We start from the raw sequence: 17540 nt of genomic DNA on the forward strand, positions 1-17540 counted from the left end.
TGATGGCGTGCTGGTTTTCCCGCGCGCCGCATCACATGCCTGTCAGGCCAGGGCGGGGAGATCGAAATCCCTGGGCGTGAATGGGATCAGGTTTTTCGAACGGAGCGCCTTTGCCCATTTTTCAGCATAGCTGTGCGCGTATTGTTCCTTTTCAACATTGGGCTTGGCGAAGTACAAATCTGCCGCCAGATCCAGGTCCTCTTGAGCCAACACATCGTTTTCGTAGTGCTGCCAGTGACCTAACTCATGGATCAGGGTGCGATAGAGAACCGTGTTTCTGAGTGCCTTTTCCGTTAGTCGGCTGGTCGAATACCGTTTTGTCTTTTCAAACTCATGACCGTCTTCCTTAAGACGTTCAAACTCGGCTCTGTCTTCTACGTCAAGCTTGTGGCTCCAACGCAATTTCGCACCGAGTTCCTGAGCTTCCAGGAAAATGGCGGGTCCGCGAAGATCACCGATTTCTGCGTGATAGATAAGGCGGCCCCACACCGGGCATTGCTGGCGCTGTTTGCGGGTAGGTTGCCGGAAAATGACATAGTCCAGCAAACGATGTTCATCGTCCGGGAGCATCGACAAAAGATGAATAACATCCTCAGGCGAGCATCCGTAGCTGAAACCATCCGATGGCTTTTCGTACAGGACTTTGATGGTGTTGCTGCCGATCCGGTAGTCCTTCACGAAATCCGGCCGGACGCGTTCGTAGTAACAACTCCAGTTACCACTGCTGTCCTGCCAGCTTTCCGGAATCCGCATTCTGTTTGATTGACCAAGGCCGGACGCCGGCGTGCCGATGTTCCGGTTCCGCCGTTCCGGTCTCCAGACGGGTGTTGGCATACTGTGTCTCCGGGCTTTCCGGATCTAGGTCACAGCCTCATAAATGAGGCCGAAATGGCATGGGAAATGGCGAAAGATCGCAAGGAAGGGCGCGCAGAGCGGGCTTGTTGCCCGGTCAAGCGCGCTGACGCAGCGAGGTGAAGCCATTTCCATGTCCTTCGGATTTGACCAGATTGCTCCTCCTCTTCGTCGCGAAAGATTTGAAAATGAACCACATTTCCTGCACTTTCGCTCCTTGACGAGGAGCAATCCGCTTCAAACCATTTCAGCCTCATTTATGAGGCTGTGACCTATGCCGCCAGACATGGACGGCCTTCAGAAAGCCTTGAAAGTGATAATCGTTTTCGTGTCCTGAATGCCGTCGACCGGGTGGACCTTTTCATTGACGAAATGGCCGATGTCCGTCTCATCTTCGACATAGAACTTGACGAGGAGGTCGTAGTCGCCGCTGGTCGAATAGATCTCGCTGGCGATTTCCGCATCCGCAATCCCGTTGGCGACCTTGTAGGTCTCGCCGAGTTTGCATTTGATCATCACGAAAAACGGAATCATGGAACCCTCCAGGAGTTGGCCCGAAATCTGTCTGGCCTTGGACATGGCCCATCTCAGGGGCGCAGTCAATCGTGCGGTCATATTTCCGGTGCTTGCAATTCGCTTTCCAAGTTGTTAGCTCTCGGAGCATCTCATGGGGGTGCCCGGCGTGTCGGTCCGGGCTGAGAGGCAAACGGCCAACTCCTTGAACCTGATCCGGTTTGGACCGGCGGAGGGATTTGAGATGACTGTTCTTCAGGCTGCGGCCGCCCTGTCATCACCGCACGATCTTCTGTTATCCGTTCCGTGTTTCGCGGAGGCCGGCGCATGACCGCTTCGTATCCGGACTTCGACGCGGGCATTGCCGCGGATCTGCTTGAGCGGGTGCGGCGGACGGCGCCCAGGGTCCACTGCATCACCAACGCGGTCGCCCAGCATTTTACCGCCAACGTTCTTCTGGCGCTGGGCGCTGTTCCCTCCATGACGATTGCGCCGGAGGAGGTCGCGACCTTTGCGGCGGGCGCCGATGCGCTGCTCGTCAATCTGGGAACCCTCGACGACACCCGCCGTGCGGCGATCCCGAAGGCCATCGAGGCGGCAAAGGCGGCCGGAAGGCCGTTCGTGCTGGATCCGGTCTTCGTCAACCGCTCCCCGGTGCGCTGTTCCCATGCGAAGGAGCTTCTGTCGTCCTCTCCGACTGTGCTCAGGGCGAACCGGGAGGAACTGGCCGCTCTCTATCCGGCAGAGGATCCCCTTGAAGTCCTTGCCGGTACATCCGTGACGCTGGCGATGACCGGTGCGGAAGACCTCATTTCCGGGCCGGGCGGCACCGTGCGTATTGCCAACGGCCACCCGCTGCTTGCCAGGGTGACGGCGACCGGCTGTGCGGGAGGGGCGGTTATCGCCGCTTTTCTTTCCGTTTCCGACGATCCGGTACAGGCGGCCGCCGCTGCGCTCACCGTTTTCAATATTGCAGGCGAGATGGCCGCGGAACGGGCGAGGGGACCGGGCACCCTGGTGCCGGAGCTTCTGGACGCGCTCTACCTGATCGATGAGGCCCGGATCTCCGACAGACTGAAACGGGTTTGACAGACTGAAAAACGCAGGAGAAAACCATGACCGCCATTGCGGTGACCATTGCAGGCTCCGACTCCGGGGGCGGGGCCGGTATCCAGGCCGATCTGAAGAGCTTTTCCGCCAACGGCGTCTATGGCGCAAGCGTTCTGACCGCGCTGACCGCGCAGAACACGCTCGGGGTGACGGCGATCCACGATGTGCCGCCGGATTTCATCCGGGCGCAGATGGACGCGGTCTATTCCGACCTGAAGGTCAATGCGACCAAGATTGGCATGCTCTCGCAGCCGGCGGTGATCCGTACCGTTGCCGAAGGGCTCGACGCCCATGAGACGGGGCCGGTGGTGTTCGACCCGGTGATGGTCGCAGCTTCCGGCGATCCGCTTGTCGCCGATGACGCGGTTTCGGTCCTGATCGACGTCCTTGTCCCGAAGGTGGATCTGATTACGCCCAATCTCCATGAGGCGGCCCGGATGCTGGACGGCACTGTTGCCGACGACGAGGCGGAGATGAGCCGGCAGGCGGCGAAGCTGAAAATGCTCGGGGCGAAAGCCGTGCTTTTGAAAGGCGGTCATGGCAGCGGCGCAGAGAGCGTCGACCTGTTGCTGACCGACGACGGCGAAACCTGGTTGCGGGCGCCGCGCCATGAAACGCGCAACACCCACGGCACCGGCTGCACGCTGTCGTCGGCGATTGCCGCCGGCCTTGCGAAGGGCGAGCCGATCGAGGAAGCCGTCCGGTTGGCAAAGGCCTATATCACCGCGGCCATTTCGGCAGCCGACAGCCTTCACATCGGTGCCGGCCACGGCCCGGTGCACCACTTCTTCGAGTTCTGGGAGAAATAGGATGACGACACAGGCAAACACCAAGACTATGTCGCGGCGGTCTGCGCTGGGATTGGCGGGAGCCGCCGCGGGGTCTGTTCTGGCGGCACCGGCTCTTGCCGCAGAAGGTGAGGCGACCATTGAATGGAAGATGGTCACCTCCTGGCCGAAGAACCTGCCCGGACCGGGAGTGACGGCCCAACGGATCTGCGACCGGATCACACTGATGTCAGGCGGGCGCCTGCGTGTCCGTCTTTATGCGGCCGGCGAGCTGGTGCCGGCACTCGAGGTGTTCGATGCGGTGTCGTCGAATACGGCCCATATGGGACATACCGCTTCCTTTTTCTGGCAAGGCAAGCTGCCGGCGGCCGTGTTCTTCACCGCCATTCCCTTCGGCCTTCTGCCCCTGGAGCATATCACCTGGATCGAGCAGGGGGGTGGTCAGGCGCTCTGGGACGAGCTGTACGCACCGTTCAACATCAAGCCGGTCATGGCCGGAAACACGGGCGTTCAGATGGGCGGCTGGTTCAAGCGGGACATCAATTCGCTGGAAGACCTGAAGGGCCTGAAGATCCGCATGCCGGGGCTCGGCGGCGAGGTCATGCGCCGGCTCGGTGCTACGCCGGTCAGCCTGCCGCCGGGCGAGTTGTTCCAGGCGCTGCAGAGCGGCGTCATCGATGCGACCGAATTCCTCGGGCCGTGGAGCGACCGGGCCATGGGCTTCCAGAAGGTGACGAAGAACTATTACGCGCCGGGCTTTCACGAGCCGAACGGCACCGGCGAGGCGCTTTTGAGCAAGACCGCGCTCGACGGGCTGCCGGAGGACCTGCAGGCAATCGTGCTGGAAGCCTGCAAGGCGGAAAACGGCCGGGCGCTGGCCGAGAGCGAGTGGGAAAACGCGGCCAATCTGCTGGCGCTGCAGGAAGAGGACGGCGTGATCGTCAAGTTCTATCCGGACGACGTCCTCGACGCGCTGCGGACCACATCGGCCGAGGTTCTGGACGAGTTCGCTGCGAGAGATCTGCTGAGCGGGAAAATCTACGAAAGCTACAAGGCGGCGCTGGCACAGCTCGCGCCGTGGTCGAACGTGTCCATTCGCCGTTTCCTGAGTGCGCGGGACGGCGAGGAAGCATGAGAGATGCGCGCCGGGCAGGATGAACCGCCCGGCGCAGGTTTCCGTCTTTCTATTCGGCCACGACCTTCTGGGTCTGCTCGCCGATGCCGGCGATGCCGAGGCGGATTTCGTCGCCCGGGTGGAGGAACTGTTGCGGCTTCATGCCCATGCCCACGCCGGGAGGCGTCCCTGTGGTGACCACATCGCCGGGCTCCAGCATCATGATCGTCGAGAGATAGGCGACCAGTGTCTTCACGGGGAAGATCATCGTGGAGGTGTTGCCGGTCTGGCGGCGCTTGCCGTTGACATCCAGGAACATGTCGAGGTTTTGCGGGTCGGCAATCTCGTCGCCGGTCACCAGTACAGGACCGAGCGGGCCGAAGGTCGGCGCGCTCTTGCCCTTGATCCACTGGCCCGTGCCGTCGATCTGCCAGGCGCGTTCGGACACGTCGTTGCAGACGGTGTAGCCGGCAACATGGTCGAGCGCATCTGCCTCTGAGACCTGCCAGGCCTTCTTTGAGATGATAAACGCAAGCTCGACTTCCCAGTCGAGTTTCGACGCGCCCCTCGGATAGACGATGTCGTCGTTCGGGCCGTTCAGGCTGCTCGGGGCCTTGGAGAAGACGACCGGTTCCGCCGGGATCGGCAGTCCGGACTCCTTGGCATGATCCGCGTAGTTCAGGCCGATGGCGATGAAATGCCCGGTCCGGGAAATCGGTGCGCCGAGGCGCGGAGATCCTTCGAGGGCGGGAAGGCTTGCCGGGTCGATCTGCTTCAACCGCTCCAGGCTCCCGCTTTCATAGGCAGCGGCATCCAGGTCGGCGATGTGGGCCGACAGGTCACGCAACTGGCCGGACCCGTCGATCAGGCCAGGCTTCTCCGTACCGACTTCTCCGTAACGAACGAGTTTCATGTCTGTCTCTCAATCAGGCGTTTGAATTTGGTTGATGCTGCGAATTTTTCGATACGAGAGCAAGGGGTGTTTCGGCTTTGCCGGTACGCCCCGTCCCGGAACCGGCTGAAAGTCTTTTCAGTCGAGTTGTGGCGGAGCAGAAATGCTCTTTGGAAGTTGTGGCCTTTTGGCAACTTTCCACCTGTAAATGCGGGTTCGTATTTTCCCGGAGCGAGTTGCCTAAAAAATATGCAAATCGCCAGTCATGTGACGGAGGAGTGACATTTTGATACCGGATTCCCAATGATCGATGCTCTTTCCCCAGGGGAATGCCCTCCCTGTATCTCGGGAAAACATGTTGAAGGCAAGTTCTGAGCAGAAAAACCGCTGTCAAATGCACTTTAAAATTTATTGAACTCTCGAAGACTTTTCCGGATCCTATCTCTCTGAGGCATTGACTAACCACGTCGGGAGGAGTGGGAGAGAAAATGAGGTGTTCTCCAGGGAAATGCGGCCTAATATTGTCGTCTGCGATATTAATGCTGCCAATTATGTCTCAAACCGTGTCTGCGGGCGGTTTTGCTCTTCGGGAACAGAGTTCCTATTATCAGGGATTGTCATTTGCGGGAAATGCAACAAGCGGCCCGTCGATCTCGTCCGTGTTCTGGAATCCGGCGACAATCACAAGCGCCAAGGACGGGCTGACAGCCGAACTCCACAACACGTTTATCATTCCCCGATCGTATATCGATGTGAGCCCGTCATCGACGCTGGCCGCTTATGGTGACAGTGGCGATATCGCTTCCGATGCCTGGGTCGGGTCCACGTATCTTTCCTACAAGGTCAATGACCGGATTTACGTGGGATTGGGTGTGAACGCACCGTTCGGCTTGTCGACGAAGCCGAATTTCACATGGGCCGGTCAGGTCTACAATCGGTCATCGAAAGTGTTCTCGATCAATGCCAATCCCATGATCGGGTATAAGGTCAACGATGTCCTTTCCATCGCGCTCGGTGCGCAGATCGAGTACATGTCGGTCAGACTGAAAAGCGCCTCGAGCGCCGCGATCGGAGCGGCGTCTTCAGCGCTGGAAGGGGACGATGTCGGTTTCGGTGTCACTGCGGGTGTGACGATCAAGCCGATGAAAGGGACCGAGATCGGTCTCGGCTATCGCTCGGGCGTCAGCCACAGTCTTTCGGGCTCCCTCTACACGCCGGTTGTGATCGGGCTTCTGCCGCCGGGAACCTATAACATCACCTCGGATCTGATCACGCCGGACACGGTGACCCTTTCAGCGAAACAGTCGATCAACGACAAGCTCCGCCTTCTCGGGTCCGTCGAATGGGCCAACTGGAGCCGCCTCAAGCAGCCGGCCGTCAAGCTGGACCCGAGCGGCTTGCAGATAACCAGCCTGAGGTTCAATTACAAGGACGGTTACTTCGCCTCGCTGGGCGGCGAATATGATTACAACGACCATCTGACCTTCCGCGCCGGGATCGCCTACGAATGGTCGCCGATCGACACATCGATCCGCTCGGCGCGCCTGCCTGACAACAACCGTATCTGGTTGAGCGGTGGCGCCACCTACAACGTGAACGGCAAGCTGTCGCTCGACTTCGGCTATTCCCATATTTTCGGAACGGACACGAAGTTGCGCATCGGTCCGGGGCATCAGGACTTCAACGGCGTCTCGCTCATTGCGGATGTGGATTCATCCGTCGATATCCTCAGCGCGTCTCTTCGCTACACGTTCTGAACAGGACCGTGCGACCTGAAGAAAAGACCGGCGTCCTTCCGGGCGCCGGTCGTTTCGCTTCTTATGATCGTTCAAAGTCTCAGAAGGCAGCCGGGTAGAGGCCTCCGTCCAGCAGAATGTTCTGACCGGTGATGTAACCGGCGTGGACCGAGCACAGGAAGGCGCAGGTCTGGCCGAATTCCTCCGCGTTGCCGAAGCGGCCCATGGGGATTTCGGCAGCCTGGGCGGCACGGATGTCCTCTATGCTCTTGCCGCTCATCTGGGCCGCTCTTTCGAAGCCGCCGCGCAGCCGGTCGGTGTCCATCTTGCCGGGCAGGATGTTGTTGATCGTCACGCCGGTTCCGGCGATCTGGCGGCAGACGCCCGCCAGGAAGGCCGTCAAGCCGGCGCGCGCGCCGCTCGACAGGTCCAGCCCCTCGATCGGCATGCGCACCGACATGGAGGTGATGTTGACCACACGTCCGAAGCCGCGCTCCTGCATGCCCGGCACCAGTGCCTGGATCAGCTCGATCGGTGTGACCATGTTCTGGATCACTCCGTCCAGCATCGCCTCGCGGGTCAGCTCGGAGTAATCCTTGCGGGGCGGGCCGCCATTGTTGTTGACCAGGATATCCGCATCGGGGCAGGCTTCCAGAAGCGCCTTCTGGCCGTCGCTGGTGGACACGTCGGCAGCGACGCTGGTCACGCCGACGTTGAAGCGCGCCTTTATGTCTGCCGCGGTTTTAGCCAGGGTTTCCTCGTTCCGTCCGTTCAGGACGACATCGCAGCCGGCTTCCGCCAGCGCGAACGCGCATCCGCGTCCCAGTCCGCGGCTGGATGCGCACACGATTGCCTTGCGGCCGGCAATTCCAAGATCCATCTCTGATCCCTTCGCATATTCGGTTCGTGCCAGGATTTCCGGGACGGCACAGTGTCTTTTGCGGAGACGGATTGCAAGGGGCAGGTGGCCTGCATCGGTCCTGCTGCGGAGTGACCTAAGGTTAGGATGCGGCGGCAAAGTCTGCGCGCTGCGCGTGGCAGATTAACCGGGACCTGTTGGGGTGTGGCTTAACGCTTATTCGCTCAAATGGCGAAGTGTCATAATAGTGATACCTGAATCAAGTCTAAGGCCCTCCAATGAACGATTTGGAGTGGAAGTCATGTCAGCGCCAGACAAGTCGCGACATTACCGGGCACTGTTTATTTCGGATGTTCACCTGGGAACCCGCGGTTGCCAGGCGGATCTGCTTCTCGACTTCCTGAAGGTGAACGATGCCGAGACCGTCTATCTCGTCGGCGACATCGTGGACGGATGGCGTCTGAGGCGGTCCTGGTACTGGCCTCAGCCGCACAATGACGTGGTTCAGAAGATCCTGCGCAAGGGCCGCAAAGGGGCCCGCATCGTCTACATTCCCGGTAATCACGACGAGTTCCTGCGCGATTTCCTCGGCACCCATTTCGGTGGGGTTGAGGTGACCGACAGTATTATCCACGAGACCGCGGACGGACGAAACTATCTGGTCATTCACGGCGACCAGTTCGATGTGGTGATCCGCCATGCCAAATGGCTCGCCTTCTTCGGCGACAAGGCCTATGTGACCGCGCTCAGCCTGAATACCTGGGTCAATGTCGTGCGTCGCCGCGTCGGCCTGACCTACTGGTCCCTGTCCGCCTGGGCCAAGCTCAAGGTGAAGAACGCGGTGAATTTCATCGGCCGGTTCGAGGAGGCCCTGTCGGACGAAGCGCGACGCCAGGGCGTTCACGGGGTGATCTGCGGCCATATCCACCATGCCGCGGACCGGGACTTTAACGGCATCCACTATATCAATACCGGTGACTGGGTCGAGAGCTGCACCGCCGTGGCCGAGCACCATGATGGAACCTTTGAGGTGATCCGATGGGTCAATCCGGCGCAAGCCGACGCGGTTCCGGCACCGGCCAAGGAGCGCCCGGTCGCCGCATGACATCCATACTGATTGTTACGGATGCCTGGCAGCCGCAAATCAATGGCGTGGTGCGCTCGCTGGAGCGTACCGCCGCAGAACTGGTCGCCATGGGGATCAGGGTCGAGTTCCTGACGCCGCAGGATTTCCGCACCCTGCCGTGTCCGACCTATCCGGAAATCCGCCTTTCGCTGACCCATACCGGCACCATCCGCCGGATGATCGTCGACCATGCCTGCGATCATCTTCACATCGCAACCGAAGGACCTCTGGGCTTGATGGCGGCATCCGCGGCACGCAAGCTCGGCCAGCCTTTCACGACCAGCTACCACACCCGCTTTCCCGAATATGTCTCGGCCCGGCTGCCGATCCCCCTGTCATGGTCCTACAGCTGGCTCAGACGATTTCACAATGCCGGTGTCGGCTGCATGGTTGCGACACGGTCGCTGGAAGACGATCTTCGCGCTCGTGGCTTCAACAACCTGATGCGCTGGTCGCGCGGCGTGGATGAGACGATCTTCAAACCTCATGCGGAATCCGTTCTGCCGGCGGACCTGCCGCGGCCGATCTTCATGAATGTCGGCCGGGTCTCGGTGGAAAAGAACATCAAGGCCTTCCTGGATCTGGACCTGCCGGGCACCAAGGTGGTGGTCGGAGGCGGACCGCAGCTGGAAAGCCTGAAGCGGGACTATCCGGATGTCCATTTCACCGGCCCGAAGGTCGGGGAGGACCTGGCGCGCCACTACGCATCCGCCGATGTCTTCGTGTTCCCGTCCCTGACGGATACCTTCGGTAACGTGCTTCTGGAGGCGCTTGCCTGCGGAGTGCCGGTTGCGGCCTATCCGGTGATGGGGCCGCTCGACGTGATTGGCGATACCGGAGCAGGGGTGCTTTCCGACAACCTGCAGGAAGCCGCGCTTGCCGCACTCGATGTTCCCAGGGACCACTGCCGAAAAATGGCTTTGAACTATACGTGGGCTGCAAGCGCCCAGCAGTTTCTTAACAATGCCCGGATTGCACGGGACCGGGATGCCGTTGCAGCTGCTGCCTGAGCAGGTCTGTTTTCCATTTGACCGAATAATGTTAGGTCTTGGTCCGACCGGTTGTTCTGGCCGGTTGCTCCATTAGCTTGTTCAGGAAAACGACCATGACCGACTGCGTGTCGCGCGCCGATATAGAGGCCGCCCGGAAGCGCCTGGAAACCCATGCCGTCAAGACGCCGCTGCTGCGGTTTCCGGTCCTGGACGAAGCCGTCGGTGGAACCGTCCTGGTCAAGCCGGAGAGCCTCCAGAGAACGGGATCCTTCAAGTTTCGCGGAGCCTTCAACCGGATCAGCCAGATCCCGGTGGCGGACAGGTCCAAGGGCGTCGTGGCCTGTTCGTCGGGCAATCATGCGCAAGGAGTGGCCGCGAGCGCCAAAATTCTCGGAATTCCGGCGACCATTGTCATGCCGGAGGATGCGCCGGCGATCAAGCTGCAGCGGACGCGGGATTTCGGGGCGACCATCGTCACCTACGACCGCGCGACCGAAGACAGGGATGCGATCGCGGGCGAGATCTGCGGGCGCACGGGAGCTGTCCTCGTTCACCCTTACAATGACCCGCAGGTCATCGCGGGACAGGGAACGGTCGGCGCCGAAATCGCCGAGCAGGCCAAGGCCTTGAACCTTCTGCCCGATGCGGTGCTCGCCTGTACCGGCGGCGGCGGCCTGTCGAGCGGAATTGCGCTGGCGCTTGAAAGCGATCTGCCCGATGCGGTGTTTCATACCGTGGAACCGGAAGGCTTTGACGATTACGCGCGTTCGCTCGCCTGCGGAAAACGTGTTGCCAATGACCGCTTGTCCGGGTCCGTCTGCGATGCGCTGATGTCGCCCGAACCGGGCGAAAACGGCTTTGCCATATTGCACCGTCTCGGCGTTCAGGGGCTGGCGGTTTCCGATGAGGAGGTTCTTGCGGCCGTCGCGTTCGCTTTTACGGAAATGAAGCTTGTGGTTGAACCTGGAGGTGTGGCCGCACTCGCAGCTGTTTTATCGGGGAAGATTTCCGCTGCGGGAAACGTTCTCGGTGTGGTCCTGACAGGTGGGAACATAGACCCTTCGATGATGCAGAAGGCCCTTAGTTATAAGGACTACTTATAAATACGCGTGTGAAGTATTTTTAATCGTCGATTCTGCCGTGAGGGTTCGGGATATTATTTTTCTAACTCTGCGTACTTAACAAGTATTATATCTTTGCAGTTCAGTGAATTTCGTTTATTCTCGACTTTTATAAAGTTGTGTCGAAACTTTACCTGTGTGAATGATTTCTGATTTTTATATTTTTACACAGGTCACGTTTGAAAATTAACCAATCAATAAATCGTGTCAGGCTAAATCCCTTTTGCAATGTTCGGTTGGTTCGTCGGGTTCTTCGTATCTATTTTCCCGAAGCAAATCTCTCCGAAGTTTTCTAGTAACAGGAAATAGGCCGGAAGCCCCCGTCAACCCGGCCTTTTCGCACGTGTTTTGTGAGGTTGCGATGTCGGATGATGGCATTCTGAATCGTGTCAGGTTTTTTAAACTTTCCAGCGAGGATTATGACACAGCCCGTTCCGTCTGGCCGTTCGTGAAGAGCAATCTGAAGCCTGTGCTTGAGGCCTTTTACGCGCATGTGGAAACGGTTCCTCATCTTGCCGGGCTCGTGGGCCAGGACCAATCGCGTCTGATGGCGGCTCAGGAGCGGCACTGGGAAAACCTGTTTACCTCCGGCGTGAGCGCCGACTATGTGGAAAGCGCGCAGCGCATCGGTCTGGCTCATGTAAGGATCGGACTGGATCCCACCTGGTACATCGGCGGCTACTCCTTCTTCCTGAGCAGGCTGATTAGCCTTTTTCAGCAAAAATACCGCTTTTCTTCCGGCAAATCGGCCAAGGTGCTGCAGTCGGTTACCAGACTGATCATGCTGGACATGGATGTCGCCATTTCGACCTACCACGACAGGATGATTGCGGATGCGGAAGCCCGCGAGGAGGGGATCCGGCAGGCGATCCAGGAGTTCGACGGTGTCATGGGCGCAGCGATGACGTCCTTCGGATCGGCCTCGAACGACATGGCACTGACATCCGAACACCTTCTGTCGGCGGCGACCGACATCAATCAGCGCATGTCCAGGATGGAGCATTCCTCCGGTGAGACGGCGAACGGTGTTCAGTCGGGCGCTGCCGCCACCGAGGAAATGACCAGCTCAATCGAGGAGATCGGCCGTCAGGCGGCCATGTCCAGCAGCGTGGCCCAGAAAGCGGTCGACGGTGCGCTGAAAACCAATCGGTCGGTTCAGGAACTCGCCGAGGTTGCCGAAAAGGTCGGCTCGGTCATCGGTTTGATCTCGGAAATCGCGGAACAGACCAACCTACTGGCCCTGAATGCCACGATCGAAGCGGCCCGGGCCGGCGAGATGGGCAGGGGCTTTGCGGTCGTCGCCTCGGAAGTGAAGGAGCTTGCCGGGCAGACGACCAAGGCGACCGAAGAGATTACCGATCAGATTGCTGCCATTCAGCGTGCGACAAGGCAGTCGGTGCACGACATCGAGGAAATCACGGAAACCATCAACCAGGTTTCGGAAATTGCGACCAATATCGCGTCCGCCGTGGAAGAGCAGACGGTCGCGGCCTCCGAGATTTCTCAGAATGTCCAGATTGCGGCGACCGGTGCCCGGGACTTCTCTCGGGAAATCGTGGCGGTCCGGGCCTCCCTGGGGGAATCGGAACGTTCCGCCGGCAAGGTGTCGGAAATGTCCTGTGAGTTGAAGAACCATGCCGACCGGCTGGAACAGGAAGCCCGAACCTTCTTCAGCAAGGTCCAGGGCCGATAACCCGCGCGACCGGGATCAGATCGGACAGCGAGACATACGAAAAAGGCGCCACGGAGATGGCGCCTTTTTCGTGTTTGGAGGAGATCGGATCAGTTGAACAGCGCCTGCCGTTCGGCTTCGGACAATTCTTCCAGCGGATCCTTGGCTTCGGCCTCGGCGCTTTCATCCTCGGCCTGCTCCCATTCCGCATCCGCGTCGGCTTCCTTGGCTTCCGCGTCAAACAGCTTGTCGATTGCGGCCTCGTCGAGAACCTCGGCTTCGAATTCGGAGACATCGAGTTCCGAATCCTCTTCGGCCGCTTCGACGGGAGGGATGTCGTCGTCGGCTGCCGCGTCCGCCAGTGAAACGTCTTCGTCGTCATCACTCGCATTCGGACCGAACATGTCGTCGATGGCGGCTGCATCCATCACATCGTTCGCGCCGTTATCCGCAGCCATAAGGGCTTCGATATCGGCTTCGCTGGCAATCGATTCTTCCGCAGGACCCGCATCCGGGTGAATATCGGTTTCGACCGTCGAGGGGTGGGCCTTGCGCGTTTCCTTCAGGGCGGCGTCAAACACGTCCCCGGAGACTGCCATCAGCTCGTCGACGTTGGTCTGGCTGACGCCATGACCATCCCTCTGCGGTCCGTTCAGCAGGTGGGCGTCCGGGCGGGTATCCTCCGGTCCGGCAGTTTCGTCGGCTTCGTGATCCTCGATCCCCCAGATGCTGATCATCAGGTTGATGCGGCTTTCCAGATAGCGCAGGACCTGCACCACTTTGGTGGTCCGCTGGCCGGTCAGGTCCTGGAAGGAGCAGGCCATGAAGATTTCGGTCGCCTTGGCGTCGATGTCGTCGCAAATGGCGTCTTCCGCACCCTGTTCGCGCAACGTCCAGGCTTTTTCCTGGATCTGCTCGGCCGCTTCCAGGATCGACTGGGTCGCCCCTTCGGTCTGGGTCACGATGGCGTCGAGTTCGTGTGAGGCGTCGATAAACCGGTTGGTGTGCTCGCCTTCCTGCTTGATGTTGGCGATTTCGAGCTTTGTGCGCTCGATCGCGTCATGCATTTCGGCAATATCCAACCGGATCCGGTCCAGGTCGGGAACTTTGCGCTGCCGGGTCATGGTCTTCTCAAGGCGGTGAATGGCCGCGAGAATTTCCTGCGTTTCCGGCGTCTGGTTGCGCTTGACAAACTCGGCTAGGAACCGTCTGCCCCGATCGGACTCCATCAGCGTCTGCTCAAGAGTCCGGTACTCGAGTTCTCCGATTGATTCCGGCTCGGTCTGTGCTTCCTTAGTCTGCATCTGAATCGTTTCTCAGCTTGCCTTGGGCCACAAATAGCCGTAACTCGGACGACTTCCAGATCAGCCTAGTGGCACAATCGTTAACATTGCTTTAGGCGGTCCGACGGATTTAAGAATTATGCCAGAAACAAAGACGGGCCTTCCGGGATGGGTCGGCGCATTATTTGCCAGCCATTTCCTCGGTTTTGGCCTTTTTCTGCCGTTCTTTCCGCTTGTCTTGGAGGCGCGCGGTTTAACTGTCGATGAAATCGGTTTTGTTCTGGGTTTAAGCACGGTTGTCCGGATTGCGGCCAATCCGCTCCTGACGAACCTGTCCGACAGGAGTGGCCGGCGCCGGGTCTCCATTTTTGCCTATTCCGTTTTGAGCGGAGTGTTCCTGGGCGGATTTGCCGCCACCAGCGACATCACCAGCGCCTGGGTGACCGTTGCCGGCCTGATGGCCTTCTGGTCGCCCATCGTCCCGCTATGCGATGCCTATGCGCTGGATGTCGCCCGCAACACCGGGGCCGACTATGCGCGCATGCGCCTTTGGGGATCCGTCGCTTTCGTTGTCGCAAACCTCATCGGTGGTTGGCTGGTGTCAGTGGGGAGCCCTCTGCTTCTCGTCGCCGGGCTAGCGGTGAGCGTCCTGTCGACCGGGGTCGTTGCCATCTGCCTGCCCGGGCAGACCTCCCGCCACGAGGAGGAGCAGGCCGGGCCGGACAAACCGGCAACCGTGTTCAGGTCACCCTGGTTTATCGCGGTGCTCTGGATCGGCGGATTGCTGCAGGCAACCCATGCCGCCTACTACGGTTTCAGTACGCTCTACTGGGTGAATGCCGGCATCGACAAACTGTCTATCGGCTTCCTGTGGGCGATTGGGGTCATGGCGGAGATTGCCTTGTTTTACGCCGCCAAGCGTCTGAACCCGCGCTTCGGCCCGCTCCAGTTCCTGATGATCGCGGCGGGCGGCTCCATCGTTCGCTGGAGCCTGTTTCCGTTAGCCGAGGATCTGGCGACGATTGCGGCTCTCCAGATCCTGCATGCGGTCTCCTTCGGGGCCGCTCATCTTGGTGCGGTCGGTCTGTTGTCGAAGGTCGTGCCGCGGAAATGGTCCGCTACCGGGCAGGGGCTTCTGTCCACGTCCAGCGGGCTGCAGCTTGCGCTCGGTCTGGCTATTTGCGGCCCGCTCTACAATCTCAATCCCGGCTATCCGTTCTGGGTCATGGCCCTGGCGGCGGGAGTGGCGCTGATTGCGCTTCTGTTCTTGCAGCCGCTGCTGAGTGTAAAACTGCAGGCGGCAGAGCGGGCCTGACCTCAGGTCGAAAAGGAATACCCGGCCACATCAGCCCCAAAGGGCCGGTTCGGCCGGGTAAAGCAGGCTGCCTTCGAATTTCAGCCCCGGGTCGCGGTCTTTCGACAGCAGCAGCGGGCCGTCGAGATCCACATAGTCGGCCGTTTGCGCCAGCAGCATGGCCGGCGCCATGGCAAGCGATGTGCCGAGCATGCAACCGATCATGGTCTTGAACTCATGGGCCTTTGCGTCTTCCAGAAGCAGGAGGGCCTCTGTCAGTCCTCCGGCCTTGTCGAGCTTGATGTTCACCGCGTCGTAGCGTTTGCGCAGGGTGCCGAGATCCTTGCGGGTATGCAGGCTTTCATCCGCGCAGACGGTGACCGGGCGGGCCAGGCTCTCCAGCGCGCCGTCATCGCTCGCCGGCAGCGGCTGTTCGATGAGTTCGACGCCGGTTTCCAGGCAGGCGGCCATGTTTTCCGCAAAGCAGCTTTCGTCCCAGGCTTCGTTGGCATCGATGATCAGGCGCGCTTCGGGGGCATTGGCGCGCACGGCGCGTATGCGTTCCGGGTCGCCGGGGCCGGCAAGCTTGACCTTCAACAGAGGCCGTGCGGCCGCCTTGCGGGCCGCTTCCGCCATGGTCTCAGGCGTGCCGACGCTGATGGTATAAGCGGTCGTGACCGGTTTGAGCGCAGTCAGGCCTGCAAGTTCGGCTGCCGTTTTTCCCGACATCTTCGCTTCAAGGTCCCAGAAGGCGCAGTCGACCGCGTTGCGGGCCGCACCGGCCGGCATGGCGTCCTGCAGCTCCGCCCGGGTCATGCCTGCCTCGATGCCGGGGATGACCGCCCTGATCTGCTCGGCCACGCTGTCGAGGCTTTCGCCGTAGCGGGCGTAGGGGACGCATTCGCCGTGCCCGCGGGCGGACCCGTTATCCAGGGTGACAACGAGGACTTCGGCATGGGTTCGACTGCCGCGGGAAATGGCGAAGCCGCCCGCGATCTCGAAACGTTCGGTATCAAGGCTGACGGAGATGCTCATGGGGCGCCGTATTCTGACACGACCTGATCAACGATGGCCTCCATGCCGAAGCGGACCGGATCGGTCGCCGGCAGGCCGTGTTCCTCACCGATCTTGGCCAGATAGCCCCAGGCTTCGGATTCGCCCATGGCGGCGGTGTTCACCGCGATCCCGATGCAGTGGATATCCGGATTCGTCAGCTTGCCGCATTGGATGGTCAGGTCGATGACCTGCTGAATGGACGGCAGGGGCGTCTGCACGCCGCGCATGTTGGTCCGGGTCGGCTCATGGCAGACGATGAAGGCATCGGGCTGGGACCCGTGCAGAAGGCCCAGCGTCACGCCGGCGAAGGAGGGGTGGAACAGGGATCCCTGGCCTTCGATGATCTGCCAATGGTCGTCATCGGTTGCGGGCGAAATCCATTCGGCCGCTCCGGAGATGAAATCGGCAACCACCGCATCCAGCGCAACGCCCCGGCCGGAGATAAAGACGCCGGTCTGGCCGGTGGCGCAGAAGCTGCTCTTGTAGCCTCGCTCGACCATTGCCTTGTCCATGGCAAGGGCGGTGTATTTCTTGCCGACCGAGCAGTCGGTTCCGACCGCCAGGATCCGCTTGCCGCTGCGCTTGGTGCCCTTGCCGGTGGCGAAGGTCTCGCTGGAGTGGCGCACATCATGGAGATTCCGGCCGGTCCGTTCCGCGGCTTCCCGGATGGCATCGACGCTTGCCAGGCGCACATGCAACCCGCTGGCGATATCCATGCCGGCTTCAAGGGCCTCGACGATCGAAGAGACCCAGTGTTCGGGCAGGCGTCCGCCGGCATTCACGGCGCCGACGATCATCGTCTTTGCCCCTTTTTCGGCCGCATCGGCGATGGCCATGTCGGGCAGGCCCGTATCCGCTACGCAGCCGTCCAGACGATTCTGGCCCAGGCACCAGTCCTTCCTCCAGTCGACGATGCCGGTGGCCGTCTTGGCCGCCAGCGCATCGGGAACGTCTCCGAGAAACAAAAGGTAAGGGTGCTTGATTTCCATGGCGTATATTTCCGGGTTTGGGGCGGAACCTTCCGGCAATCGGGTATTTTGATCACGCTCGCACGCCAATTTCCGATTGTCGTCCGGTTCAGGGGGCCCATGTCTGGACGATGAACTCTGCTCTCAGGTATAGGAGGGAGTGC

General features: G+C 60.3%; 16 protein-coding genes and 1 riboswitch. Of the genes, 9 read left to right on the top strand and 7 right to left on the bottom strand.

Translation table 11 applies throughout. From position 1 onward, the window contains the following. Positions 1-42 precede the first annotated feature (42 nt). Positions 43-834, bottom strand: coding sequence for a hypothetical protein (locus ACN0SO_RS10620; protein WP_417677362.1), 792 nt, complete (start codon positions 832-834; stop codon positions 43-45). A 315-nt stretch (positions 835-1149) separates the two neighbouring features. Continuing rightward, positions 1150-1386, bottom strand: a complete 237-nt coding sequence (locus tag ACN0SO_RS10625) for an Lrp/AsnC ligand binding domain-containing protein (RefSeq protein ID WP_346912380.1) — start codon at positions 1384-1386, stop codon at positions 1150-1152. A gap of 125 nt (positions 1387-1511) precedes the next feature. Then, positions 1512-1621: riboswitch (TPP riboswitch) on the top strand. A gap of 71 nt (positions 1622-1692) precedes the next feature. Here ACN0SO_RS10625 and ACN0SO_RS10630 point away from each other — a divergent pair. Genes ACN0SO_RS10630 through ACN0SO_RS10640 form a run of 3 tightly spaced genes read left to right on the top strand, consistent with a single transcriptional unit; the run spans position 1693 to position 4398 of the window. Then, entirely contained in the window at positions 1693-2454 is a 762-nt protein-coding gene (locus tag ACN0SO_RS10630; protein ID WP_417677365.1) for a hydroxyethylthiazole kinase, read from the top strand. 26 nt (positions 2455-2480) lie between these two features. Further along, positions 2481-3284: a bifunctional hydroxymethylpyrimidine kinase/phosphomethylpyrimidine kinase gene (gene thiD, locus ACN0SO_RS10635; protein ID WP_417677367.1), complete on the top strand. Its 804-nt coding sequence runs from the start codon at positions 2481-2483 to the stop codon at positions 3282-3284. A gap of 1 nt (position 3285) precedes the next feature. After that, positions 3286-4398 carry a TRAP transporter substrate-binding protein gene (locus ACN0SO_RS10640; protein WP_417677369.1) on the top strand — a complete coding sequence of 371 codons (1113 nt, stop codon included), beginning with the start codon at positions 3286-3288 and terminating at the stop codon, positions 4396-4398. A 49-nt stretch (positions 4399-4447) separates the two neighbouring features. On the opposite strand, the gene ACN0SO_RS10645 is transcribed toward ACN0SO_RS10640, so the two are convergent. Beyond that, positions 4448-5290, bottom strand: coding sequence for a fumarylacetoacetate hydrolase family protein (locus ACN0SO_RS10645; RefSeq protein WP_417677371.1), 843 nt, complete (start codon positions 5288-5290; stop codon positions 4448-4450). Between the two features lie 530 nt (positions 5291-5820). Here ACN0SO_RS10645 and ACN0SO_RS10650 point away from each other — a divergent pair. Beyond that, positions 5821-7026 carry an OmpP1/FadL family transporter gene (locus tag ACN0SO_RS10650; RefSeq protein WP_417677373.1) on the top strand — a complete coding sequence of 402 codons (1206 nt, stop codon included), beginning with the start codon at positions 5821-5823 and terminating at the stop codon, positions 7024-7026. A 79-nt stretch (positions 7027-7105) separates the two neighbouring features. Here ACN0SO_RS10650 and ACN0SO_RS10655 read toward each other — a convergent pair whose 3' ends face one another. Then, entirely contained in the window at positions 7106-7885 is a 780-nt protein-coding gene (locus ACN0SO_RS10655; protein ID WP_417677375.1) for an SDR family oxidoreductase, read from the bottom strand. Between the two features lie 280 nt (positions 7886-8165). On the opposite strand from ACN0SO_RS10655, the gene ACN0SO_RS10660 reads away from it, so the two are divergent. The 4 genes from ACN0SO_RS10660 (at position 8166) to ACN0SO_RS10675 (ending at position 12796) form a co-directional block, all read left to right on the top strand. Then, on the top strand, positions 8166-8969 hold the full coding sequence (locus tag ACN0SO_RS10660; RefSeq protein ID WP_417677377.1) for a UDP-2,3-diacylglucosamine diphosphatase: 804 nt from the start codon (positions 8166-8168) through the stop codon (positions 8967-8969). Continuing rightward, a complete protein-coding gene (locus tag ACN0SO_RS10665; protein ID WP_417677379.1) occupies positions 8966-10000 on the top strand; it encodes a glycosyltransferase family 4 protein in 1035 nt (344 codons plus the stop codon). Before ACN0SO_RS10660 ends, ACN0SO_RS10665 begins: the two co-directional genes overlap by 4 nt. Before the next feature lie 95 nt (positions 10001-10095). Then, a complete protein-coding gene (locus ACN0SO_RS10670) occupies positions 10096-11085 on the top strand; it encodes a threonine ammonia-lyase (protein ID WP_417677381.1) in 990 nt (329 codons plus the stop codon). A 379-nt stretch (positions 11086-11464) separates the two neighbouring features. Continuing rightward, positions 11465-12796 (top strand): protoglobin domain-containing protein, encoded by a 1332-nt coding sequence (locus ACN0SO_RS10675; protein ID WP_417677383.1) that lies wholly within the window; start codon positions 11465-11467, stop codon positions 12794-12796. An 89-nt stretch (positions 12797-12885) separates the two neighbouring features. Here ACN0SO_RS10675 and ACN0SO_RS10680 read toward each other — a convergent pair whose 3' ends face one another. Next, positions 12886-14079, bottom strand: coding sequence for a protein phosphatase CheZ (locus tag ACN0SO_RS10680; protein WP_417677386.1), 1194 nt, complete (start codon positions 14077-14079; stop codon positions 12886-12888). A 118-nt stretch (positions 14080-14197) separates the two neighbouring features. On the opposite strand from ACN0SO_RS10680, the gene ACN0SO_RS10685 reads away from it, so the two are divergent. Then, positions 14198-15373, top strand: coding sequence for an MFS transporter (locus tag ACN0SO_RS10685; RefSeq protein WP_417677388.1), 1176 nt, complete (start codon positions 14198-14200; stop codon positions 15371-15373). A gap of 30 nt (positions 15374-15403) precedes the next feature. Here the strand turns inward: ACN0SO_RS10685 and dgcA are convergent, their stop codons facing one another. Further along, positions 15404-16387: an N-acetyl-D-Glu racemase DgcA gene (gene dgcA, locus ACN0SO_RS10690; RefSeq protein WP_417677390.1), complete on the bottom strand. Its 984-nt coding sequence runs from the start codon at positions 16385-16387 to the stop codon at positions 15404-15406. Continuing rightward, on the bottom strand, positions 16384-17397 hold the full coding sequence (gene dgcN, locus ACN0SO_RS10695; protein WP_417677392.1) for an N-acetyltransferase DgcN: 1014 nt from the start codon (positions 17395-17397) through the stop codon (positions 16384-16386). Before dgcN ends, dgcA begins: the two co-directional genes overlap by 4 nt. Positions 17398-17540: the final 143 nt, after the last annotated feature.

Source organism: Roseibium sp. (genome assembly GCF_048260565.1).
Lineage (GTDB): Bacteria > Pseudomonadota > Alphaproteobacteria > Rhizobiales > Stappiaceae > Roseibium.